This window comes from Terracoccus luteus (assembly GCF_003635045.1).
GTDB classification, from domain to species: domain Bacteria; phylum Actinomycetota; class Actinomycetes; order Actinomycetales; family Dermatophilaceae; genus Terracoccus; species Terracoccus luteus.
The window spans coordinates 807,651-829,632 of sequence record NZ_RBXT01000001.1; the positions used below are offsets into that span (position 1 = coordinate 807,651).

Consider the following 21,982-nt stretch of genomic DNA (forward strand, 5'->3'; position numbering starts at 1 on the left):
GACCTCGAGGGTCACCGGGCCTGTCGGCAGCCGCCCCGACCGGGTCGGGGGTCGGCTCAGCCCGCGCGGCGTGCTCGCGCGTTCCGTCGCTTGAGGGCGCGACGCTCGTCCTCGGACAGTCCGCCCCACACTCCGGCGTCCTGGCCGCTCTCGAGGGCCCACTTGAGGCAGGTGTCGATCACCGGGCAGGTGCGGCACACGGCCTTTGCTTCTTCGATCTGGAGGATGGCCGGCCCCGTGTTCCCGATCGGGAAGAACAGCTCGGGGTCGACGTCCAGGCAGGCAGCGCGGTCGCGCCAATCCATGTGGGATCGTGCTCCTTCATCTCATCGTGCGCACGGATGCCGTCGGCAGGTGCGTTCTCTCGGGCGCCAGCGTCGTTGTCGGAGCCTTGCAGTCGTGCTGGTGGAACGGTCGTGCAGCCGGATGGTCGGGCCGGGTCGGTCGGGTCGCGCGACGAGCACGTCCTGATCGGATGGTGGACCACCCACGCCGAACGTCCGGGACGCAGGAGAATGTTCCTGAGGCCGGATGCCGTCGGGGTGACCGACCGCGGGTGGCGCGCCGGTCACTGCCGGGCGCAGTCCACACCAAGGACCAACTCTATCGGCTGGGCCCGGTCAACTCCACCTTTTGCGGACCCGATCCCGAGACGTGCGTCACCTGTGGCTACGCTCGCGCCGTGAGTGACCTGCCCGACCGCGAGCCCGACCGCAGCGTCCCCCTGCCCGGTGAGCGGCCGCCGGCGGTGACCGTGTGCGCCGTCGTCACCGGCGTCGAGGCGCTCGTGCTCCTCGGGTTCGTCGTCTTCTACGTCGTCGAGATCGTCTCGGGGGCGAGCGACAACCTCGTCACGGCGGCGACGTCGGGCGGCCTCATCCTCGTCTTCGCCGTCTTCTTCGCGGCGATGTCCCGCGCCTGGTGGCGCGGGCACGACTGGCCGCGCACCCCGACGCTGCTCGTCAACGCCCTGTTGTTGCCCGTCGCGTGGTCGCTGCTGCAGTCGGACCGCGGGCCCGTGGCGGTCGCCACCGGGGCCCTCGCCGTCGTCGGCATCGTGGCCGCCCTCGGCACGGCGCCGCGCCGCCCCGTGACCTCGGCCGACCCCGACGCGGGGTCCCGACCGGAGTGACCGCACAGGGTCGAGCGTGCCGGAGCGCCCGTGCCGGAGCGACCGCGCGGGAGTGACGGGGAGGGCGCGCCGGCGGACGGCCCACGGGCTCAGCCCAGCTGCAGCCAGTCATTCCAGCCGTTGTGGAGCACGAGCCACGCGATGAGGCCGTAGCCCGCCTGGCCGGGGTGCACCCGGTCGGGGCTGGCGGCGAGGTCGGCCATCCACTGGTCGTGGCCGACGAGCGGTCGGTAGCAGTCGACGTAGGTCACGCCGCGGCGCGCGCAGACGTCGGCCTGCGCCTCCGCGAGCGCCTCGACGCGGCGGTTCTGCTCGGGGTCGAGCGTCGGGGCGAGGCCGACGACGAAGACGCCGATACCGGCGTTGGTCGCCTCGTCGACGACGTTGGCGAGGTTGAGCCGCGAGCGCGCCATCGTCATGCCCGAGGTGATGTCGCCCGCGCCGACGGACAGCACGAGACGGCGCTCGGCCCGGCCCTTCCACCGCGGGTGGCACTCGGCGCCCCAGCGGGCGACGACGTCGCCGGAGGTGTCGCCGCGCACGCCGAGGTTGTAGGCGGTGAGGTCGAGGTCCGGGTGCTGGGTGCGGGCGACGACCCGGCCGACCCAGCCGAGGCCCTTCGGGTCGCCGTAGCCGGCGACGAGCGAGGCGCCGACGAAGGCCATGCCGACGTCGCGCACGCCCTCGGTGACGAGGCTCTCGGGGCTCGGCGCGAACGTCGGCACCGGGGCGGTGGCGTCGGAGCCGAAGGTGGGACCCGCCGGCGAGGTGGCGTGGGCACCCGTGGGCGACCCGGTATCCGGGTGCGGCCTGCGTCCACCGGTCACGGGGGTCGTGTCGTTCGTGAACTGCGTGTGCGCGGTGGGGTAGGCCGGGCCGACGCCGAACTCGTGCGTGACGCCGTCGTCTCCGGCTCTCGTGTCGCTCATCGTCGGTGGGTCCTCGTCATCGGTGGTCGCAGCGGGTCGGCGGGGGTCGCGGGCCGCCTCACTCGTCGGTGTCCTCGGTGTCGTCGGCGTCATCGTCGTCGTCGAGCCGGGCCAGCCACGTGGCCAGCCGCTCGACGGGGACCTCGAACTCGGGGTTGAGGTCGACGAAGGTGCGCAACTGCTCGGCGAGCCAGTCGAGGGTGACCTCGTCGTCGCCGCGGCGCGACGCGAGCTCTTCGATGCCCCGGTCGGTGAAGTACACGTGGGGAGGTTATCGCGTGCGTCCCGGCGGCCACGCGAGGCACGACCGCCGGGACGCCCGAGGGGTGGGGAGCAACGTACTCGCGCCCCTTCCCACCCCTCCGGCGACCGACCGTGCGGCGCCGTGCAGACCCGTCGTGCAGACCCGTCGTGCGGATCGCCGGCCGGATCGGCCTCAGCGGCCGAAGGCGGCGTCCATGAGCTCGGCCTGCTCGGCGGCGTGCTTCTTCGACGACCCGGTCGCCGGCGAGGCCGACGCGGGTCGCGAGACGACCCGGACCGGGCGCTTCTCGCCCCGGGCACTGAGGTCGTCGTTCAGCCACTGCGCCATGAGCGGCCAGGCGCCCTGGTTGCGGGGCTCGTCCTGCACCCAGACGATCTCGGCGCCGGGGTACTGCTCGACGGCCTCGGCGATCTCCTTGTCGGGGATCGGGTAGAGGCGCTCGACACGCAGGATCGCCGTCGAGGTGTCGCCACGCTTGGCGCGCTCGGCGTCGAGCTCGTGCACCACCTTGCCGGAGGCGAGCAGCACGCGGTCGACCTTCTGCGTGACGCCCTCGTGGTCGGCGAGCACCGGCGCGAAGCCACCCGAGGTGAAGGCCTCGACCGGGCTGGCCGCCGCCTTGCTGCGCAGCATCGACTTCGGGGTGAAGACGACGAGCGGCGTGCGCGGCTTGTGGTACGCCTGCCGGCGCAGGAGGTGGAAGTAGCTCGCCGCCGTCGAGGGGTAGGCGACCGTCATGTTGTTCTCGGCGCACAGCTGCAGGTAGCGCTCGATGCGCGCCGAGCTGTGGTCGGGGCCCTGGCCCTCGTAGCCGTGGGGGAGCAGCAGCACGACCGAGCTGCGCTGGCCCCACTTCTGCTCCGAGCTGCTGATGAACTCGTCGACGATGGTCTGCGCGCCGTTGCCGAAGTCGCCGAACTGCGCCTCCCACAGCACGAGCGCGTCGGGCCGCTCGACCGAGTAGCCGTACTCGAAGCCCATGGCGGCGTACTCCGACAGGAGCGAGTCGTAGACCCAGAAGCGGGCCTGGCCCTCACCGAGGTACAGCAGCGGCGTCCACTCCTCCCCGTCGTTCTTGTCGATGAGCACCGCGTGGCGCTGCACGAAGGTGCCGCGACGGCTGTCCTGCCCGGCGAGGCGCACGGGCGTGCCCTCCTTGAGCAGGGTGCCGAAGGCGAGCAGCTCGGCCATCGGCCAGTCGATGCCACCGTCGTGCACCATCTGCGCCCGCTTGTCCATGAGCTGGGCCAGCTTGGGGTGGACGGTGAAGCCCTCGGGCGGGTTGGTGAACGTCTCGCCGATGTGCACGAGCTCGCGGGCGTCGACCCCCGTCTCGGTCGCGGAGCGCGTCGGCGCCCCGGCGTCCTCGACCTGGGCCTTCGGCTTCTCGAGGCCGGCGTTGTCGGGCGCGTCGGAGTCGGGGGTGTCGCCCGCACCGGACTGCGTCTCCGGTGCTGCCTGCTTGGCCGCCTTCGTCTCGACGAAGACGCGCTCGAGCTGCTGCTGGTAGTCGCGCAGGGCGGCCTCGGCGTCGGCCTGGTCGAGGTCACCGCGGCCGATGAGCGACTCGGTGTAGAGCTTGCGCACCGACCGCTTGGCCTCGATGAGGTTGTACATGAGCGGCTGGGTCATCGACGGGTCGTCGCCCTCGTTGTGACCGCGGCGGCGGTAGCAGACCATGTCGATGACGACGTCGGCGTTGAACTCCTGGCGGTACTCGTAGGCCATCTCGGCCACGCGCACGCACGCCTCGGGGTCGTCGCCGTTGACGTGGAAGATCGGCGCCTGGATCATCCGGGCCACGTCGGTGGAGTACACCGACGAGCGCGAGCTGCTCGGCGAGGTCGTGAAGCCGACCTGGTTGTTGACGACGACGTGGATGGTGCCGCCGGTGCGGTAGCCGCGCAGCTGCGACAGGTTGAGCGTCTCTGCGACGACGCCCTGCCCGGCGAACGCCGCGTCACCGTGCATGAGCACGGGCAGCACGGTGAAGCTCTTGCCGGCGAGGTTGAGGCGGTCCTGCTTGGCACGCACGATGCCCTCGAGCACCGGGTTCACGGCCTCGAGGTGCGACGGGTTCGCGGCGAGGTAGACCTTCGTCTTCGCGCCGTCCTCGGCGACGAACTCGCCCTCGGTGCCGAGGTGGTACTTGACGTCGCCCGAGCCCTGCACCGAGTTGGGGTCCTGCTTGCCCTCGAACTCGCGGAAGATCTGGCCGTAGCTCTTGCCGGCGATGTTGGCGAGCACGTTGAGGCGCCCGCGGTGCGGCATCCCGATGCAGACCTCGTCGAGGCCGTCGTAGGCCGCGCGGCACAGCACGCGGTCGAGCAGGGCGATGACCGACTCGCCGCCCTCGAGCGAGAAGCGCTTCTGGCCGACGAACTTCGTCTGCAGGAAGGTCTCGAACGCCTCGGCGGCGTTGAGGCGGCGCATGATGCGCAGCTGCTCGTCGCGCGAGGCCTTGACGTAGGGCCGCTCGACCTTGTCCTGGATCCACCGGCGCTGGTCGGGGTCCTGGATGTGCATGTACTCGATGCCGACGGTGCGGCAGTACGAGTCGCGCAGGATGCCGAGGATCTTGCGCAGCTTGAGGAAGGGGGCGCCGCCGAAGCCGCCGGTGGCGAAGGTGCGGTCGAGGTCCCAGAGGCTGAGGCCGTGCGTCGTCACGTCGAGGTCGTGGTGGCGACGCTGTCGGTACTCGAGCGGGTCGGTGTCGGCCATGAGGTGGCCGCGCACGCGGTAGGCGTGGATGAGCTCCTGCACCCGGGCGACCTTGTTGATGTCGTCGTCGTGCGAGGAGTCGACGTCCTGGGTCCAGCGGATCGGCTCGTAGGGGATCCGCAGCGACTCGAAGACCTCGTCGTAGAAGCGGTTGTCGCCGAGCAGCAGCTGGTGCACGATGCGCAGGAAGTCGCCGCTCTGGGCGCCCTGGATGATGCGGTGGTCGTACGTCGAGGTCAGCGTGAGGATCTTGCTGACGGCGTTGCGGTTGAGGGTCTCGTTGCTCGCGCCCTGCCACTCGGCGGGGTAGTCGAGCGCGCCCACGCCGATGATGGCGCCCTGGCCGGCCATGAGCCGCGGCACGGAGTGCACGGTGCCGATGCCGCCGGGGTTGGTCAGCGAGATGGTCGTGCCCTTGAAGTCCTCGACCGTCAGCTTGTTCTGGCGCGCCTTGCGCACCATCTCCTCGTAGGCGGTCCAGAAGTGGACGAAGTCCATCGTCTCGGCGGCCTTGATCGAGGGCACGACGAGCGTGCGCGTGCCGTCGTCCTTCTGCAGGTCGATCGCGAGGCCGAATCCGACGTGGGCCGGCTGCACGAGGGCGGGCTTGCCGTCCTTGACGACGTAGCCGTTGTTCATCTCGGGCATGAGCTCGAGCGCCTTGACCATCGCGAAGCCGATGAGGTGCGTGAAGCTCACCTTGCCGCCGCGCGAGCGGGCGAGGTGGTTGTTGATGACGACGCGGTTGTCGATGAGCAGCTTGGCGGGCACCGCGCGCACGCTCGTCGCGGTGGGCACCTCGAGCGAGCTCTCCATGTTCGCGACGACGCGTGCCGGCGCCCCGCGCAGCGGCTTGACGACGTCCTCCTGGACCGGGCCCGCGGGCTTGGACTCGGGGATGTCACGGGGCTTGGGCGCCTCGGTGCGGGCGGCCGCGGCCTTGGTCGGAGCGGCGGGGGCGGCCGGTGCCGCCGTGCGCTCCGGCGCCGTGCGCGGCTCGGTCGTGGCCTCGGTTCGCGGCTCGCTCGTCGCGGTCGCCTTCGGGGCCGGCATGTCGTCACCCTTCGACGTGCCCTGGGCCGGGGCCGCCGGGGCCGTTCCCGCCGCCGCGCCGTTCGAGCCGCCGTTCGAGGATGCCGTCGGGGCCGGCGCCGAGCCCGCGCTCGCACCCGACGGGGTGGTGGCCGTCGTGCCGGTCCCGTTGCCCGACCCGCCGTTGCCCCCCGGCTCGCGGTCGGGCCGGTAGTCCTCGAAGTAGGCCCACCAGGCCTTGTCGACCGACTGCTTGTCGGTCTTGTACTGCTCGTACAGCTCGTCGACGAGCCATTCGTTGGGGCCGAAGGCTGCCATCGGGTCGCCGGTGGTGGACTGGTCGGACACGGCGAATACGCCTCTTTCGTGGTGTCGGTGAGTGCTGCTGACGGGGTGGGGCAATGGGGTCAAGCCTAGCCGTCGGGCCCGCAATACCCGACGCGGGCCCGGATGTCGAGTCAGGTGATGTCGCTGCGCAGCGTCCGCCACACGCCGAGGCCCGCCATGACGGCGGCGTAGGCGACGAGGACGAGGGCCGCCGCCCACCACGAGAGGGCGGTGGAGGCGACACCGAAGCCGCCGGTGCTCTCGAGCATCGCGCTCGTCGCCTGGCTCGGCAGGTAGGGGGTGATCTTCGCGCCGGTCTCCGTCAGCGAGATGAGCCCGCCGACCACGGGGTCGACGATCCACGCGACGCCGACGGCGATGAGCAGGGCCGCGACCTGGTTGGGCACGAGGATCGCGACGCCGAGCCCGATGAGCGCCCAGAGGCCGAGCACGAGCAGTGAGAGCGCGAGGGTGCGCCAGATCGACGGGTCCGCGAAGGGGGAGTAGCCCTTGCTCACGAGGATTGCGGTGCCCGCGGCCACGGAGGCGAGCAGGGACAGGATGCCGTAGAAGACGCCGAGCACGAGCAGCGCGACGACCTTCGCCGCCATGACCGTGGTGCGCCGCGGCTGGGCGAGGAAGGTGCCCGTGATCGTCTTGTGCCGGTACTCGGAGCCCACCGTCAGCACGCCGATGGCGAGGGTGAGCAGGTAGCCGACCTGGATGCCGCCGGTGAAGACGGTCTTGGCGAGGGCGACGTCCGTGACCGGCACCGCCGGCCCCCCGCCGCCGGGCCCCCCGCGCACGGCGTCGGAGGTGAGCAGGAACGCGAAGGCGGTGGCGAAGGCGGCGCCGACGACGACGACGGCGATGGCCATGCCCCACCAGAGCCGGGTCGTGAAGAACTTGAGCAGCTCGGCACGCACCGAGGCGGCGAACGTCGCGCGGCCACCGTCGGCGGTGGCGCGCTGCCCTCCGGGCGGTGCCGAGGGGGTCGGGCCGACGGGGGTGACGGTGCCGCTGCTCATCGGCGGTCCTCCTGCTGCGGGTCACGGTGCCGGGTGTCCGCCGCCCCGGCGTCGCCGAGGTTGCGGTTGCGGTTCTCGGCCGTCTCGGTGAGCGTGAAGAAGAGCTCCTCGAGGTGCGTCTGCTCGCCCCGCAGCTCGTGCACGGCGACGTCGGCCGCGTGGGCGACGTCGCCGACGAGGACGAGGTCGCCGGTGTCGACCTGCAGGCCCTCACCCCGGCGACGCGCCTGCACCCCGCGGTCGGAGAGGGCGCGCACGAGGGCGTCGGGGTCGGACGTGCGCACATAGGCGGTCGCCCGGCCGCGCAGCTCGGCGACGGTGCCCTGGGCCACCCGGCGGCCGTTGGCGATGATGACGACGTCGTCGACCGTCTGCTCGACCTCGCCGAGCATGTGGCTGGAGATGAGCAGGGTGCGGCCCTCGTCGGCGAGGTGGCGCAGGAAGCCGCGCAGCCACCGGATGCCCTCCGGGTCGAGGCCGTTCGCCGGCTCGTCGAGGATGATGACGGCCGGGTCGCCGAGCAGCGCGGCCGCCAGGCCGAGGCGCTGGCGCATGCCCATCGAGTAGCCGCCGGCCCGTTGCCGGGCCGCCGCCGGTATGCCGACGAGCTCGAGCAGCTCGTCGACCCGGCGGGCGGGCACGCCGGCGACGGTGGCGAGCACCCGCAGGTGGTCGCGCCCGCTGCGGCCGGGGTGGAAGCTCGTCGCCTCGAGCGCCGAGCCGACGACGGCCTGGGGGTTCTCGATCTCGGCGTACCGCCGACCGTCGATCGTCGCCGTGCCCGCGGTGGGCCGGACGAGGCCGAGCAGCATGCGCAGCGTCGTCGTCTTCCCGCTGCCGTTCGGGCCGAGGAAGCCGGTCACCCGCCCGGGGCGCACGTCGAAGTCGAGGTCGTCGACGGCGGTGAAGGAGCCGAAGCGCTTCGTCAGCCCCCGCACCTCGATGACGCCGCGCGGGCCGGCTGCCGCCGAGTCGGGACGTGGGGGCCGGGAGGGGGTCGCGCTCGCCACACCCCCACTCAACCACACGGCATCCTGCCCCCTGCGGACGGCGCCGGGCACGGACACGACGGGTGGCGGCCGAGGAGTGTCCGTGGTGCTGGCTAGGGTGGCCGCCATGACCGAGTGGTTGCTGCTGCTGGGCGCGGTGGTGCTCACGGCCGGCACCACGTTGTTCGTCGCCGCCGAGTTCTCCCTCGTCGCGCTCGACCGGCCCGCCGTGCAGCGCGCCATCGACGAGGGCGACCCCCGGGCGCGCGTCGTGCTGCAGTCGCTCAAGCAGCTCTCGACCCAGCTTTCGGCCGCCCAGGTCGGCATCACCATCACCACGCTCGTCGTCGGCTACCTCGCGGAGCCCTCCATCGGCCGCCTGATCGAGGGCCCCCTCGCCTCGGCGGGCCTGGGGGAGGGGCCGGCGCAGGCGGTCTCGGCGGTCGTCGCCCTCGTGCTCGCCACCGTCTTCTCGATGATCTTCGGCGAGCTGCTCCCGCAGTTCCTCGGCATCTCCGCCCCGCTCGCCACGGCCAAGGTCGTCGCGCTGCCCGTGCGCGTCTTCGCCGTCGTGGCGAGGCCCCTCATCGTCGTGCTCAACGGGTCGGCCAACGCCGTCCTGCGCCGTCTCGGCATCGAGCCGCAGGAGGAGCTGTCGGGCGCGCGCACCCCGCAAGAGCTCGCCAGCCTCGTCGAGCGCTCGGCCGAGGCGGGCACGCTCGACGTCACGACCGCGCGCATGCTGACGCGCTCGCTCGGTTTCGGCGAGCGCACCGCCGACGACGTCATGACGCCGCGGGTGCGGTGCACCGGCATCCACCGCGACGAGTCGGCCGACGACGTGCTGCGCCTCGCCCGACGCACCGGGCACTCCCGCTTCCCCGTGCTCGGCGACGACTGGGACGACGTCGACGGCGTCGTGCACGTCAAGAAGGCGATGGCCGTGCCGCACGACCGGCGGCGCGACGTGCCGGTGTCGGCCCTCATGGTCGACCGCCTCGTCGTCCCCGAGACGATCCGCCTCGACCCGCTGCTGCGCCAGCTGCGCGAGGGCGGCTTCCAGATGGCCGTCGTCGTCGACGAGTACGGCGGGACGTCGGGCATCGTCACCCTCGAGGACGTCGTCGAGGAGATCGTCGGCGAGGTGGCCGACGAGCACGACCGCAACCGGCCGAGCGGTCGCGCCCTCATCGACGGCTCGTGGACCGTGCCCGGCCTGTGGCGCCCCGACGAGGTGCGTGAGGCCTTCGACGCCGACGTCCCCGACGGCGCCGCCTACGAGACGATGGGCGGCTTCGTCATGCAGGTGCTGGGCCGGGTGCCCGTCGCCGGCGACGTCGTCGCGGTGCCCGGGTGGCGCATCACCGTCGCGGGCATGGAGGGCCGCCGGGTCGACCGGCTGCGGTTCGTGCCCGACCCCGACACCGCGGTCGAGCCGTGGCCGGCGACGGGTGCGGACGCCGGGTCGACCGGGTCAGCCGGGTCAGCCGGCTCGTCGCAGCCGGGCGGGGCGTGAGCGTGGCCTACGCCGTCTCGTTGCTGCTGCTGCTCGGCAACGCCTTCTTCGTCGGGGCGGAGTTCGCCGCCATGGCCGTGCGCCGCTCGGGTCTCGAACCCCTCGCGGATGCCGGCAGCCGCCGGGCCCGCACGTGCCTCGACGCCCTCGAGCGCCTCGGCTCGATGCTCGCCACGGCCCAGCTCGGCATCACCATCTGCTCGGTGGGCCTCGGTGCCCTCGCCGAGGACGCCCTGCACCACCTGTTCGAGCCGGTGTTCCACTCCGTCGGGCTCGGCGACGCCTGGGCCAGCGGCCTGGCCCTCGCGCTCGCCCTGCTCGTCGTGTCGTACCTGCACGTCGTCGTCGGCGAGATGGTGCCGAAGAACCTCGCCATCGCCGGGCCCGAGCGGGCGGCGCTGCTGCTCGTGCCGACGCTGTACGCCATCTCGAACGGCCTCCGTCCCCTCGTGCACGCGATGGAGGTCATCGCCAAGGGGCTCGTGCGCCGGCTCGGCATCGAGCCCAAGGACGAGATCGCCTCGGCCTTCACCGCCGAGGAGGTGGCCCAGATCGTCGGCGAGTCACGCCGCGAGGGCCTCATCGAGGAGGAGCGGCACGGCCTCGTGGCCAAGACGCTCGAGTTCAGCGACAAGCTCGCCCGCGACGTCGCCGTCGACGTCGCGGGGCTGACGACGGTCGAGCTCGGTGCCACCCCGGCCGACATCGAGCGGCTCGTCGCCCGACAGGGGTTCTCGCGCTACCCGGTGCGTGACGCCGGGGGCGACATCGCGGGCTACGTGCACCTCAAGGACGTCCTCTACGCCGACGACGAGCGCCACGACCTGCCCATCCCCGCCAAGCGCGTGCGACGCCTGGCCACGGTGCGCGAGCAGGACGAGGTCGAGGACGTCCTCGCCACGATGCAGGCGACGGGCGCCCACCTCGCCCGGGTCATCGACGAGGCCGGCGAGGTGAGCGGCGTCGTCTTCCTCGAGGACGTGCTCGAGGAGCTCGTCGGCGAGGTGACCGACACGACGCAGCGCTGAGCCCGCCGAAGCCGCCGGGCCCGGTGGCCGGGTGGCCGATGGCCGCGCTCAGGACCCGTCGGACCCGTCGGACCCGGCGGCGTGGTCGAGGTAGGCCTGCCCGCGGGGCGACAGCTCGTAGCCGACGTCGTGGCTGATGGTCAGGCCGAGGGCCTTGAGCTTGCGGATGTCGACCTTCATCGGCAGTAGCGGGGAGTCCCGTTGCTGGGCCAGAGTCCGGGCCACGACCCGGGGGTTGTCGCGGATCCACTCGAGGATCTCGCGGGTCCACGGGCCGCTCGGGCGGGCGTCGAGGCGGGCCAGCCGTCGGGTGAGGTCGGCCAGCCCGTCGTCGTCGGGAAGGGTGTCGCGCAGAACGACCCGAGGGTCCTCCCCCGCCCAGCTGAGCCGGATGCGGTAGACGGTGTCGCCGCCGCGCCCACCGCGGGCCGAGGGACGGTGGCCGTCGGGGGACATCTGACGGCGCAGGGCGGCGAGGTCCTTCAGGCCCGCCCGGCGGGCGTCGCGCTCGGTGAGCCGGTCGGGGTCGCGCACGCGGCTGACGGCGTCGAAGCGCACGAGCCCGGCCGAGGTGAGCTGGGTGCCGCCGACGGTGACCCGGGGCGCGTCCCACCGGCGGAACGCCTGGGTGACGGTGCCCGCACGGATGCCCTCCGCCACGGGCTTGGAGATGAGCACCCGACCATCGTGCCGCACGCCCCTGACGGGGCGTCCTGGCCGGGGCCCTCGAGGGACGTGCCGGGCACGCGACCGCCGCACGAGGCGAGGTCGATCGGTGCCCCCGGCAGGATTCGAACCTGCGCCACCGCCTCCGGAGGGCGGTGCTCTATCCCCTGAGCTACGGGGGCGGCTGCGCTCTTGCGAGCGCTCGTGGAGACTAGCAGCCGCCGGAGCCGTTCCCTCAATGCGCCCCCTCGGGCCGGTCGCACGCCGCTGCCTAGACTCGTGACATGACGCCGGAGCGCCTGCGCGCCTTGCTCGACGACGTCGCCGCCGAGGCCGTGGCGCAGGACCGTCTGCCCGCCGAGGCCGCCGACGGAGCGCCGGCGGGACCGCTCTTCCGGCCCGTCCGGCCGCGCGGCGAGGGTGAGGTGGCCGACTGGGTGACGCCGGTGGCCCAGCGGTGGTCGCGGGCCCTGTCGCTGACGCCGCGAGTGCTCGCCCGGGTGCTCGCCGCCGGCCTCGTGGCCCGGCCGGAGGTGGCGGCCGTCGAGGTCGCACCGTCGGGCCTCGTCACGCTGACCGTCACCGACGAGGCGCGGGGCCAGGTCGTCGCCGCGGTGCTCGCCGACCCCACGGGGTACGCCCGGGGGGTGCCGTCCGGCGCGGTGCCGCCTGCGGCCTCGCCCCCGGGGTCGCCCCCCACCTCGACTCCGGACCCCTCCGTCTCGGACCGGCTGGCCCCGGCGCGACGGGCCCACTCGCGGTTGCGCCGGCTCGTGCGCAACGCCGAGGCGGTCGGGGTGCACCAGCGTGACCAGGGCGCCCGCGACCGGCTCGCCGACGTCGCCGAACGCCTGCTCCTCGTCGCCCTCGCCGACCTGCCGCAGCGCCTCGCCGCCCACGAGGGCGACCGGGCGCGGCAGGAGCGAGCGCTGCTCGACCTCGCGGGCCTCGCCGACGCCTGGGACCTCCCGCTGCGACCGCGCACCGTCGACGACCCCGACGAGCGTGTGCACGGGGTACGACTGGGCCTCGCGCGGGCCGCCTCCCTCGTCTTGCGCAATGGACTCCACCGGCTGGGCGCCGACGCCCCGGAGAGGATGTAGGGATGCACGCTCACGAGGCCGGTGCCCTGCACGCCGACGGCTACCGGGGGCCGGCGTGGCTGCACTCCCCGGTCGACGTCAACGCGCTCGTGCCGTCGCTGTGGTCACACAACGTACGGCGGGCGGGCGATGGCATCCTCACGGTTGCCGGTCTCGGTGCCGACGCGCTGGCGCGCGAGGTCGGCACTCCGGCCTACGTCCTCGACGAGGACGACTTCCGTTCGCGCGCAAGGGAGTTCAGGGACGCCTACGAGGCGGCGTTCGCGCCGCTCGCGGGCGCCGACGTCTACTACGCCGGCAAGGCGTTCCTGTGCACCGAGGTGGCCCGCTGGGTGCACCAGGAAGGGCTGCACCTCGACGTCTGCAGCGGTGGCGAGCTCGCCGTCGCGGTGCGCGCGGGCCTGCCGGGCGAGCTCGTCGGGGTGCACGGCAACAACAAGAGCGTCGCCGAGATCGAGGCCGCCCTGCGGCACGGGGTGGGGCGCGTCGTCGTCGACTCCTTCGACGAGATCGAGCGGGTCGCGCAGGTGGCCGGCCGGCTCGGCGTCGTCGCCCCGGTGCTCGTGCGCGTCACCGTCGGGGTCGAGGCCCACACCCACGAGTTCATCGCCACCGCCCACGAGGACCAGAAGTTCGGCTTCTCGCTCTCGAGCGGCAGCGCCTTCGAGGCCGCCCGCCGTATCGCCGGGCACGGCGACACCCTGCGGCTGCTCGGGCTGCACAGCCACATCGGCTCGCAGATCTTCGACACCTCGGGGTTCGAGGTCTCGGCCCGCCGCGTGCTCGGTCTGCACGCCCGGGTCGTGCGCGAGCTGGGGCTCGACCTGCCCGAGCTCGACCTCGGTGGCGGCTTCGGCATCGCCTACACGACCGAGCACCGACCCCTGCCGCCGGCCGAGCTGGCGACGGGGATGGCCACCATCGTCGAGCGCGAGTGCCGGGCCGAGGGCGTGCCCGTGCCGCGCATCTCCGTCGAGCCCGGTCGGGCCATCGCCGGCCCGAGCACCTTCACCCTCTACGAGGTCGGCACCGTCAAGCCCGTCGCGCTCGACGGCGGGGCGTCGCGCGTCTACGTGTCGGTCGACGGCGGGATGAGCGACAACGTGCGCCCGGCCCTCTACGACGCCGACTTCTCGTGCACCCTCGCCGGCCGGACCTCCGAGGCGCCGCCCGTGCTGGCCCGCGTCGTCGGCAAGCACTGCGAGAGCGGCGACATCGTCGTCAAGGACGAGTTCCTCCCGGCCGACGTGCATCCCGGCGACCTCATCGCCGTGCCCGGCACCGGTGCCTACTGCCGCGCGCTCTCGAGCCAGTACAACCACACCCCGCGCCCGCCGGTCGTCGCGGTGCGCGACGGGCAGGTGCGCACCATCGTGCGCCGCGAGACCATCGACGACCTTCTCGCCCTCGACGTCTGAGCCCCCTCACCGAGACCAGATCGAGCGCCGGGCGAGGCCCGCGGAGGATGCCGTCGCCCTCGCGACGCCGGCCCTCCACGGGCCGCACGATGGTCCGTCGCGGGTCCGGTGATCGTGCGTCGGGCGCCGCCGGCGGCAGGAGAATGGCCTGCGCTCGTGTCCGGATCGCGAAACAACGACTGTCCACCCTGCGGACAGGCGGCAGGATTCGCCCGTGACACCTGAGCCCAGCCCCACCCGTCCCGTGCGCGTCGCGCTGCTCGGCGCCGGCGTCGTCGGCGGGGCCGTGGCGCGGCTGCTCACCGAGCACGCGGACGACATGCGCGCCCGCGTCGGGGGGTCGCTCGAGATCGTCGGGATCGCCGTGCGCCGGGCCGGCCGCGACCGCAGCGACCTCGGTCTCGACCCGTCGCTCTTCACGACCGACGCCGACGAGCTCGTCACCCGGGCCGACGTCGTCGTCGAGGTCATCGGAGGCATCGAGCCGGCGCGCTCGCTCATCCTGCGGGCGATGGAGCACGGCGCCTCGGTCGTCACCGCCAACAAGGCACTGCTCGCCGAGGACGGCCCCACCCTGTACGACGCCGCCGCCGAGCACGGAGTCGACCTCTACTACGAGGCCGCCGTCGCCGGGGCCATCCCGCTGCTGCGGCCGCTGCGCGAGTCGCTCGCCGGCGACGAGGTGCGCACGGTGCTCGGCATCGTCAACGGCACGACGAACTACGTCCTCGACAAGATGGACACGACCGGCGCCGGCTTCGCGGACGCCGTCGAGCAGGCCCAGGCCCTCGGGTACGCCGAGGCCGACCCCACCGCCGACGTCGAGGGCTTCGACGCCGCCGCCAAGGCCGCCATCCTGGCCTCGCTGGCGTTCCACACCCGGGTGTCCGGCGTGGACGTCCACCGCGAGGGCATCACCGAGGTGACCGCCGCCGACATCGCCGCCGCGCGCGAGATGGACTGTGTCGTCAAGCTGCTCGCGATCTGCGAGCGCACCGACGCCGGGGTCTCGGTGCGTGTGCACCCGGCGATGATCCCGCGCTCGCACCCGCTCGCCGGGGTGCGCGAGGCGTTCAACGCCGTCTTCGTCGAGGCGGATGCCGCGGGGCAGCTCATGTTCTACGGGCGCGGCGCGGGCGGGGACCCCACGGCATCCGCCGTGCTCGGCGACATCGTCGCGGTGGCCCGTCACCGTGTCGGCGGGGGGCTGGGCCCGGGGGAGTCGACCTACGCCGACCTGCCCGTGCTCGAGATGGGGCAGGCCGTGACGAGGTACCACATCAGCCTCGACGTCGAGGACCGCTCGGGCGTGCTGGCGCAGGTCGCCGCCGCCTTCGCCGAGCACGACGTCTCGATCGAGACGGTCCGCCAGCAGCTCGTGCCGGGCACCGCCTCGCAGAGCGCGCGGGCCAACCTCATCATCGTCACCCACACGGCGACCGACGCCGCGTTGTCGAGCACCGTCGAGCGGCTGCGCACGCTCGACGTCGTGCGCGGTGTGAACTCCCTGATGCGCGTGGAAGGTTCGTGATGGTGCACCAGTGGCGAGGGGTCATCCCCGAGTACGCCGACCGTCTGCCGATGCTCGCGGGCGCGCCGGTCGTGACGCTGCGCGAGGGCGGCACGCCGCTCATCCCCGCCGAGCGTCTGTCCGAGCTCGTCGGGGCCGAGGTGCACCTCAAGTACGAGGGGCTCAACCCGACCGGCTCGTTCAAGGACCGCGGCATGACGACCGCGATCAGCATGGCCGCCAAGCACGGCGCCAAGGCCGTCATCTGCGCGAGCACCGGCAACACGAGCGCGTCGGCCGCCGCCTACGCGGTCAAGGCCGGCATGACGTGCGGTGTGCTCGTGCCCGAGGGCAAGATCGCGATGGGCAAGCTCAGCCAGGCGATTGCCCACGGCGCGACCCTGCTGCAGGTCGAGGGCAACTTCGACGCCTGTCTCGACGTGGCCCGCAAGCTCGCCGAGTCGTACCCGATCGAGCTCGTCAACAGCGTCAACCCGGCCCGCATCGAGGGCCAGAAGACGGCGAGCTTCGAGGTCGTCGACGCGCTCGGCGACGCCCCCGACATCCACTGCCTGCCCGTCGGCAACGCCGGCAACATCACCGCCTACTGGCGCGGCTACCGCGAGTACTGCAACGATCCGCAGGTGAGCGACCGGCCGGGCCCGGCGACGCACCTGCCGGTCATGTGGGGCTTCCAGGCCGCGGGCGCCGCCCCGCTCGTCAAGGGACACCCGATCGACGACCCCGAGACGATCGCCACCGCGATCCGCATCGGCAACCCCGCCTCGTGGTCGCAGGCGATCGCGGCCCGTGACGAGTCCGGGGGTCGCATCGACGCCGTCACCGACGAGCAGATCCTGGCGGCGCACCGTTTCCTGTCCGCCCGCGAGGGCGTCTTCGTCGAGCCCGGCTCGGCCGCGTCGGTGGCCGGCCTGATCGCCAGCGCCGAGGCCGGCCTCGTGCCCGCCGGGGCCCGCATCGTCTGCACCGTCACCGGTCACGGTCTCAAGGACCCCCAGTGGGCCCTGCGCACCGCCGACGGTGGCGAGGTGGTCCCCACGCGGGTCTCGGTCGACGCCGTGTCGGCCGCCCGCGCCCTCGGCCTCGAGGGCTGACGTGGCGCCGGTCCCCGGCGGTCGCGCGGTCGTCGTGCGGGTGCCTGCGAGCAGCGCCAACCTCGGACCGGGCTTCGACTCCGTCGGCCTCGCCCTGGGGTTGTGGGACGAGTACGTCGTCACCGCGCTCGACGAGCCCGGTCTCGTCGTCGAGGTGCAGGGTGAAGGGGCCGACGACGTGCCCCTCGACGGCCGTCACCTCGTCGTCGCCACGATGCACGAGACGTGGTCGCGCCTCGGCGTCGACCCGCCCGCCGGGTTGCGCCTGAGCGCCTCGAACGGGGTGCCGCACGGCCGGGGTCTCGGGTCGTCGGCGACGGCCATCGTCGCGGGTGTCGTTGCCGCACAAGCTCTTTCGACGGATGCCGGGTGGCCCGACGCAGGTGCGCCGGTGCCCTTCGACCACGCCGTCGCCGGCGACATCTCCAGCCGCCTCGAGGGGCATCCCGACAACGCGTCGGCCAGCGTGCACGGCGGGCTCACGGTCAGCTGGATGCCCGACGCCTCGGGCCGCGACCGCGGTGACCGCACCGTGACGGCCCGGCCCGCCCTGCACCCCGACGTCGACGTCGTCGCCTTCGTGCCCGACACGCAGCTCGCGACCCGGACGGCCCGAGCCGTGCTGCCCGCCCAGGTGCCCCTCGCGGACGCCGCGGCCGGGGCGGGTCGCTGCGCGCTGCTCGTCCACGCGCTCACCACCGACCCCGCCCACCTGCACGCCGCGACGCGCGACTGGCTGCACCAGGACGCCCGGCGCGACTCCTACCCCGTCACCATGGCCCTCGTCGACGAGCTGCGGGCGGCGGGCCACGCCGCCTTCGTGTCGGGCGCGGGCCCGACGGTGCTCGTGCTGACGACGACCGACCGCACCGACGGGGTCGTCACCGACGCGCCCGGGTGGCATCGGATCACGCCCGGGATCGCCCTCACGGGTGCCTCGGCCCGCGTCGCCGACTGACCCGCCCCACCGGCCCCCGGGCGGAGGGCAGGCGGGGGCCCAACGGCGCTCGGGGCGCGGTCGGGACGGGCGCGCGACGGGTGCGGGCCGGCATCCGCCCGGTGATAGGGTCGGCGTGCACCAGCAGGCCGCGACGTCGCAGGCCGGTGCACCACCCCACGGCAGGGCCGCTCGTCGGCCCGAGGCGCAGTGCGCCGCTCGGGGACCCACATCGGTCAGCCGTCGGCTGGCCCCAGTTCGGCCCCGAGGGATCCGCCGGGGTCGCGAACGAGGGGGAAGGATCCTTCGTGTCAGAAACCACCACCCGCCCGCTGTCCGGGCTGTCCGCCATGAAGCTCGACGAGCTCAAGGGCGTGGCCTCGTCGATGGGCATCACCGGCACCGGGCGGATGCGCAAGGGCGACCTCGTCGAGGCCATCAAGGCGCGCCAGTCGGGCGGTAGCTCGGCCGCGGCTGCCGCTGCCGCCACTGCCACTGCCGCCTCGGCGCAGCCCGCTGCCACGACCGTGTCGGCCCCGGCCGGCCCGGTGCGCGGCGAGCAGCAGGCCGCCGACGCACCCGCCGCCGGACCGACCACCCGTGACGCCGCCCGCGAGACTGCCCGTGACGCGGCCGGTGACGCTGCCCGTGAGACCCGGGATGCCGGGGCCACCGACGCCGCGGCCCCTCGCGGCCGCGCCTCCCGCCGGGTGACGCGCTCGGCCAGCGCCCCGGAGACCACCGCCGCGCCGTCGGGCTCGACGTCCGCCACCGACCGGAGCGGCGAGCGCGTGACCGGCGCCACCGAGCGTCGCGGTGACGTCAGCGCCGACCGTCCTGCTGACGACCGCGGCGAGCGCCGTGCCGACGACCGCGGTGACCGTGGCGACGAGGGGCAGGGCGACACCGCTCAGGGCACGTCCACCTCGCCCGACGCCCAGGCCCGTGAGGAACGCCTCCAGCGCCGCGCGGCCCGCTTCGAGCGACAGCGGGCCGAGCGGGCCGAGCGTGGTGAGCGACCGGCCGCCGACCGTCCCTCCGCCGACCGTGCCGACCGTGCCGACCGCACCGACCGGTCGGGACAGACCGACCGTGACCGCAGCGACCGCGCCCGTGAGCTGGCCGCCGAGCTGCGCGCCGAGCGCCTCGGCGGCGAGGGCCGCGGCTCCCGTCCCGACGGCGACGCACGTCAGGACGACCGCCAGTCTGACCGCCAGGACGACCGCGAGAACGAGCGCCAGGCCGACGCCCAGTACGAGCGCCAGAACGAGCGGCAGAACGAGCGGCAGAACGAGCGCGGCGACGACCGTGAGGACGACCGGGGCGGCCAGCACGACGACCGCGACCAGCGCCAGGGCCAGCCGTCGCAGCAGGGCCAGCAGGGGCAGCAGGGCCAGAACCGCTTCGACGACGACGAGCGGGGCAGCCGTCGCAGCCGCAACCGCCAGCGCAGCCGCGACCGCAAGCGCGGCCGGGAGCGCACCGGCACCCAGGACTGGGCCGACAACGAGCTGCAGGTCAGCGACGACGACGTGCTGGTGCCCGTGGCCGGCATCCTCGACGTGCTCGACAACTACGCCTTCGTGCGCACGTCCGGCTACCTGCCCGGCCCGAACGACGTCTACGTGCCGCTCGGCATGGTCAAGAAGCACGGGCTGCGCAAGGGCGACGCCGTCACCGGTGCCGTCAAGGCGCTGCGCGAGGGCGAGCAGCCGCAGGGCAACGTCGGGCGCCAGAAGTTCAACGCGCTCGTGCGGCTCGACTCCGTCAACGGCACCTCGCCCGACGAGGCCGTCACCCGGGTCGAGTTCAGCAAGCTGACGCCGCTCTACCCGCAGGACCGGCTGCGCCTCGAGACCGAGTCGCAGGTGCTGACGACGCGGATCATCGACCTCGTCACCCCCATCGGCAAGGGCCAGCGCGGCCTCATCGTCGCGCCCGCCAAGGCCGGCAAGACGATGATCATGCAGACGCTCGCCAACGCCGTCACGGCGAACAACCCCGAGTGCCACCTCATGGTCGTCCTCGTCGACGAGCGGCCCGAGGAGGTCACCGACATGCAGCGGGCCGTCAAGGGCGAGGTCATCTCCTCGACCTTCGACCGCCCGGCCGACGACCACACGACGGTCGCCGAGCTGGCCATCGAGCGGGCCAAACGCCTCGTCGAGCTCGGCCACGACGTCGTCGTGCTGCTCGACTCGATCACCAAGCTCGGTCGCGCCTACAACCTGTCGGCGCCGGCCAGCGGGCGCATCCTCTCGGGCGGTGTCGACTCCGCGGCGCTCTACCCGCCGAAGAAGTTCTTCGGCGCGGCCCGCAACATCGAGAACGGTGGCTCGCTGACCATCCTCGCCACCGCCCTCGTCGAGACCGGCTCGAAGATGGACGAGGTGATCTTCGAGGAGTTCAAGGGCACCGGCAACATGGAGCTGCGCCTCTCGCGTGACCTCGCCAACCGCCGCATCTTCCCGGCCGTCGACATCAACGCCTCCGGCACCCGCCGTGAGGAGCTGCTGCTCGCCGACGAGGAGCTGAAGATCATGTGGAAGCTGCGTCGGGTCCTCGCCTCCCTCGACAACCAGCAGGGCATGGAGCTGCTCATCGAGCGGCTGCGCAGGACGAAGACGAACTACGAGTTCCTCACCAAGGTGGCCCAGACGAGCGGCAACCGCCTCGACGAGGTCTGAGCCGAGCGCCACGCCCGCACCACCTGCACGACACCGGATGCCGTCCGTTCCCGTCACGGGGCCGGGCGGCCTCCGCGTCCCCGGGGTCACCCCCTGTGGACGGGCGGCGGCACGAGATGGCCGAGGTGGGGGATCGTCTCGTCATGGGGAGTCCGCGTCGGCACGACAGGGCGCTGCGGGCCACGGTCGTGGCAGCGGCGTCGGGAGGCGTCGCCCACCGCCGTGACCTCCGGGCCGCCGGCCTGACGCGTCACGACGTGGCGACCGAGGTCGCAGCGGGGCGGTGGCTCGCCGTGGGGCGCCACACCGTGGCGACCACGACCGGCGACCCGTCGAGGGAGGCCCTGTGGTGGCGGGCGGTGTGGGAGTCGGGGGCCGGAGCGGTGCTCGACGGGGTGTCGGCACTCCAGGCGCAGGGCATGACGGGCTTCGAGACCGCGGTCATCGACGTCTCCATGCCCTCCGCCAACCGGGACCACGACGTCGCCGGGGTGCGGCTGCACCGTCGCCGCGTCGTCGGTCCGGTCGCCGGTGGCGGCATCCCACGGGCGCACCCGGTGCAGGCGACCATCCGTGCCGCGCAGTGGGCGACGTCCGACCGGCAGGCGGCGCTGCTGCTCTGCCTGCCCGTGCAGCAGCGCCTCGTCCGGCCCGACGACCTCTTCGCCGCATGGGCCGCGGTGGGGCGCAGCCCACGGCGGGCCCTGCTCCACGCCGTCGTCCGGGACGTGTGCGACGGCGCCCAATCGCTCGGTGAGCTCGACGTCGGCCGCCTGTGCCGACGCCGCGGCATCCCTCCGCCGTCGCGGCAGCGCCTGGTGCGGCTGCCGACCGGCCGCGTCTACCTCGACGTGGCGTGGGAGGACATCGGGCTCGTGGTCGAGATCGACGGCGGACACCACCTGCTCGCCCTCAACACGGTCGACGACGCGCTGCGTCAGAACGAGGTGACGATGGGGTCGGAGTGGGTGCTGCGCATCCCCGTCCTCGGTCTGCGGCTGGCGCCCGACCGGTTCCTCGACCAGCTGCTGAGGGCGTGGCGGCTGCGGGCCGCCGAGGCCGGGGACGGGACCGCTGTGTGATGCCAGACGGACGGTCCGACCCCTTGTGTGATGCCGACCGCGCTGCATTCGGCGCGTCTGGCATCACACAAGGCCGGCCACACCCCGTCTGGCATCACACAGGGCGAACGAAGCGGCCGGCGGGCGGGAATGCCGGGGGAGGGTCGGGCGTTTTGATGATCGTGCGCCACCTCTGGCACACTCTCTCCGGACCGGTTCACGGACGAGCAGGCGTCACGACGACGCGGCGACGACTCCGACCCGGCCACCTGACTCTAGGAGACTGCTTTGAAGAAGGACCTGCACCCGAACTACGTGGAGACCACGGTCACCTGCACCTGTGGCAACACGTTCACCACGCACAGCACCGAGACCTCCGGCAAGATCGCCGCCGACGTCTGCTCGCAGTGCCACCCGTTCTACACCGGCAAGCAGAAGATCCTCGACACCGGTGGCCGCGTCGCCCGCTTCAACGCGCGCTACGCCAAGAAGGACACCAAGTAGGACTCCCGTCCGCC

At 73.4% G+C, this 21,982-nt stretch carries 18 protein-coding genes and 1 tRNA gene; 11 read left to right on the forward strand and 8 right to left on the reverse strand.

Annotated features, from left to right (window positions below):
• Positions 1–56 precede the first annotated feature (56 nt).
• On the reverse strand, positions 57–305 hold the full coding sequence (locus DFJ68_RS03750) for a WhiB family transcriptional regulator (protein WP_121031134.1): 249 nt from the start codon (positions 303–305) through the stop codon (positions 57–59).
• A 377-nt stretch (positions 306–682) separates the two neighbouring features.
• Here DFJ68_RS03750 and DFJ68_RS03755 point away from each other — a divergent pair, with 377 nt between their 5' ends.
• On the forward strand, positions 683–1,132 hold the full coding sequence (locus tag DFJ68_RS03755) for a hypothetical protein (RefSeq protein ID WP_121031136.1): 450 nt from the start codon (positions 683–685) through the stop codon (positions 1,130–1,132).
• Between the two features lie 89 nt (positions 1,133–1,221).
• Here the strand turns inward: DFJ68_RS03755 and DFJ68_RS03760 are convergent, their stop codons facing one another.
• The 5 genes from DFJ68_RS03760 to DFJ68_RS03780 form a co-directional block, all read right to left on the reverse strand.
• Positions 1,222–2,061, reverse strand: coding sequence for a GDSL-type esterase/lipase family protein (locus DFJ68_RS03760; protein ID WP_121031138.1), 840 nt, complete (start codon positions 2,059–2,061; stop codon positions 1,222–1,224).
• A gap of 58 nt (positions 2,062–2,119) precedes the next feature.
• On the reverse strand, positions 2,120–2,323 hold the full coding sequence (locus DFJ68_RS03765; RefSeq protein ID WP_121031140.1) for a DUF6104 family protein: 204 nt from the start codon (positions 2,321–2,323) through the stop codon (positions 2,120–2,122).
• Positions 2,324–2,497: 174 nt separating this feature from the next.
• Complete coding sequence (locus DFJ68_RS03770; RefSeq protein WP_420823669.1) at positions 2,498–6,397, reverse strand: multifunctional oxoglutarate decarboxylase/oxoglutarate dehydrogenase thiamine pyrophosphate-binding subunit/dihydrolipoyllysine-residue succinyltransferase subunit; 3,900 nt, start codon at positions 6,395–6,397, stop codon at positions 2,498–2,500.
• A gap of 140 nt (positions 6,398–6,537) precedes the next feature.
• The gene (locus tag DFJ68_RS03775; RefSeq protein ID WP_245963441.1) at positions 6,538–7,434 is read right to left on the reverse strand and encodes an ABC transporter permease; all 897 of its coding nucleotides are present in this window, start codon (positions 7,432–7,434) and stop codon (positions 6,538–6,540) included.
• On the reverse strand, positions 7,431–8,444 hold the full coding sequence (locus DFJ68_RS03780) for an ABC transporter ATP-binding protein (RefSeq protein WP_372498834.1): 1,014 nt from the start codon (positions 8,442–8,444) through the stop codon (positions 7,431–7,433). The genes DFJ68_RS03775 and DFJ68_RS03780 overlap by 4 nt, the downstream gene beginning before the upstream one ends.
• A 106-nt stretch (positions 8,445–8,550) precedes the next feature.
• Here DFJ68_RS03780 and DFJ68_RS03785 point away from each other — a divergent pair, with 106 nt between their 5' ends.
• Both DFJ68_RS03785 and DFJ68_RS03790 read left to right on the forward strand, forming a co-directional pair.
• The gene (locus tag DFJ68_RS03785; RefSeq protein WP_121031145.1) at positions 8,551–9,939 is read left to right on the forward strand and encodes a hemolysin family protein; all 1,389 of its coding nucleotides are present in this window, start codon (positions 8,551–8,553) and stop codon (positions 9,937–9,939) included.
• Positions 9,936–10,967: a hemolysin family protein gene (locus DFJ68_RS03790; protein WP_420823648.1), complete on the forward strand. Its 1,032-nt coding sequence runs from the start codon at positions 9,936–9,938 to the stop codon at positions 10,965–10,967. The genes DFJ68_RS03785 and DFJ68_RS03790 overlap by 4 nt, the downstream gene beginning before the upstream one ends.
• A 48-nt stretch (positions 10,968–11,015) precedes the next feature.
• On the opposite strand, the gene DFJ68_RS03795 is transcribed toward DFJ68_RS03790, so the two are convergent.
• Positions 11,016–11,645 carry an ASCH domain-containing protein gene (locus DFJ68_RS03795; RefSeq protein WP_121031147.1) on the reverse strand — a complete coding sequence of 210 codons (630 nt, stop codon included), beginning with the start codon at positions 11,643–11,645 and terminating at the stop codon, positions 11,016–11,018.
• Between the two features lie 98 nt (positions 11,646–11,743).
• Positions 11,744–11,815: transfer RNA gene (locus tag DFJ68_RS03800), tRNA-Arg, on the reverse strand.
• Positions 11,816–11,917: 102 nt separating this feature from the next.
• On the opposite strand from DFJ68_RS03800, the gene DFJ68_RS03805 reads away from it, so the two are divergent.
• From DFJ68_RS03805 to rpmE, 8 genes are all read left to right on the forward strand, one after another.
• On the forward strand, positions 11,918–12,736 hold the full coding sequence (locus DFJ68_RS03805; RefSeq protein WP_121031149.1) for a DALR anticodon-binding domain-containing protein: 819 nt from the start codon (positions 11,918–11,920) through the stop codon (positions 12,734–12,736).
• A 2-nt stretch (positions 12,737–12,738) separates the two neighbouring features.
• Positions 12,739–14,154 (forward strand): diaminopimelate decarboxylase, encoded by a 1,416-nt coding sequence (gene lysA / locus DFJ68_RS03810; RefSeq protein WP_121031151.1) that lies wholly within the window; start codon positions 12,739–12,741, stop codon positions 14,152–14,154.
• Positions 14,155–14,368: 214 nt separating this feature from the next.
• Positions 14,369–15,685: a homoserine dehydrogenase gene (locus tag DFJ68_RS03815; RefSeq protein WP_121031153.1), complete on the forward strand. Its 1,317-nt coding sequence runs from the start codon at positions 14,369–14,371 to the stop codon at positions 15,683–15,685.
• Positions 15,685–16,779 (forward strand): threonine synthase, encoded by a 1,095-nt coding sequence (gene thrC, locus DFJ68_RS03820; protein WP_121031155.1) that lies wholly within the window; start codon positions 15,685–15,687, stop codon positions 16,777–16,779. The genes DFJ68_RS03815 and thrC overlap by 1 nt, the downstream gene beginning before the upstream one ends.
• Position 16,780: 1 nt before the next feature.
• Positions 16,781–17,737, forward strand: a complete 957-nt coding sequence (thrB, locus tag DFJ68_RS03825; protein ID WP_121031157.1) for a homoserine kinase — start codon at positions 16,781–16,783, stop codon at positions 17,735–17,737.
• A 329-nt stretch (positions 17,738–18,066) separates the two neighbouring features.
• Complete coding sequence (rho, locus tag DFJ68_RS03830) at positions 18,067–20,403, forward strand: transcription termination factor Rho (RefSeq protein WP_121031159.1); 2,337 nt, start codon at positions 18,067–18,069, stop codon at positions 20,401–20,403.
• Positions 20,404–20,546: 143 nt separating this feature from the next.
• A complete protein-coding gene (locus DFJ68_RS03835) occupies positions 20,547–21,485 on the forward strand; it encodes a hypothetical protein (RefSeq protein WP_147431508.1) in 939 nt (312 codons plus the stop codon).
• Between the two features lie 267 nt (positions 21,486–21,752).
• On the forward strand, positions 21,753–21,968 hold the full coding sequence (gene rpmE / locus DFJ68_RS03840) for a 50S ribosomal protein L31 (protein ID WP_121031163.1): 216 nt from the start codon (positions 21,753–21,755) through the stop codon (positions 21,966–21,968).
• The last annotated feature ends 14 nt before the right edge of the window (positions 21,969–21,982 follow it).

What these genes read in the sequence shown, in the direction of transcription:
- DFJ68_RS03835 (WP_147431508.1), top strand. Translation starts at nt 20,547, where the DNA reads ATGGGGAGTCCGCGTCGGCACGACAGGGCGCTGCGGGCCACGGTCGTG.
- DFJ68_RS03760 (WP_121031138.1), bottom strand. Translation starts at nt 2,061, where the DNA reads ATGAGCGACACGAGAGCCGGAGACGACGGCGTCACGCACGAGTTCGGC.
- DFJ68_RS03775 (WP_245963441.1), bottom strand. Translation starts at nt 7,434, where the DNA reads ATGAGCAGCGGCACCGTCACCCCCGTCGGCCCGACCCCCTCGGCACCG.
- DFJ68_RS03785 (WP_121031145.1), top strand. Translation starts at nt 8,551, where the DNA reads ATGACCGAGTGGTTGCTGCTGCTGGGCGCGGTGGTGCTCACGGCCGGC.
- rho (WP_121031159.1), top strand. Translation starts at nt 18,067, where the DNA reads ATGAAGCTCGACGAGCTCAAGGGCGTGGCCTCGTCGATGGGCATCACC.
- lysA (WP_121031151.1), top strand. Translation starts at nt 12,739, where the DNA reads ATGCACGCTCACGAGGCCGGTGCCCTGCACGCCGACGGCTACCGGGGG.
- DFJ68_RS03750 (WP_121031134.1), bottom strand. Translation starts at nt 305, where the DNA reads ATGGATTGGCGCGACCGCGCTGCCTGCCTGGACGTCGACCCCGAGCTG.
- DFJ68_RS03805 (WP_121031149.1), top strand. Translation starts at nt 11,918, where the DNA reads ATGACGCCGGAGCGCCTGCGCGCCTTGCTCGACGACGTCGCCGCCGAG.
- DFJ68_RS03770 (WP_420823669.1), bottom strand. Translation starts at nt 6,397, where the DNA reads ATGGCAGCCTTCGGCCCCAACGAATGGCTCGTCGACGAGCTGTACGAG.
- thrC (WP_121031155.1), top strand. Translation starts at nt 15,685, where the DNA reads ATGGTGCACCAGTGGCGAGGGGTCATCCCCGAGTACGCCGACCGTCTG.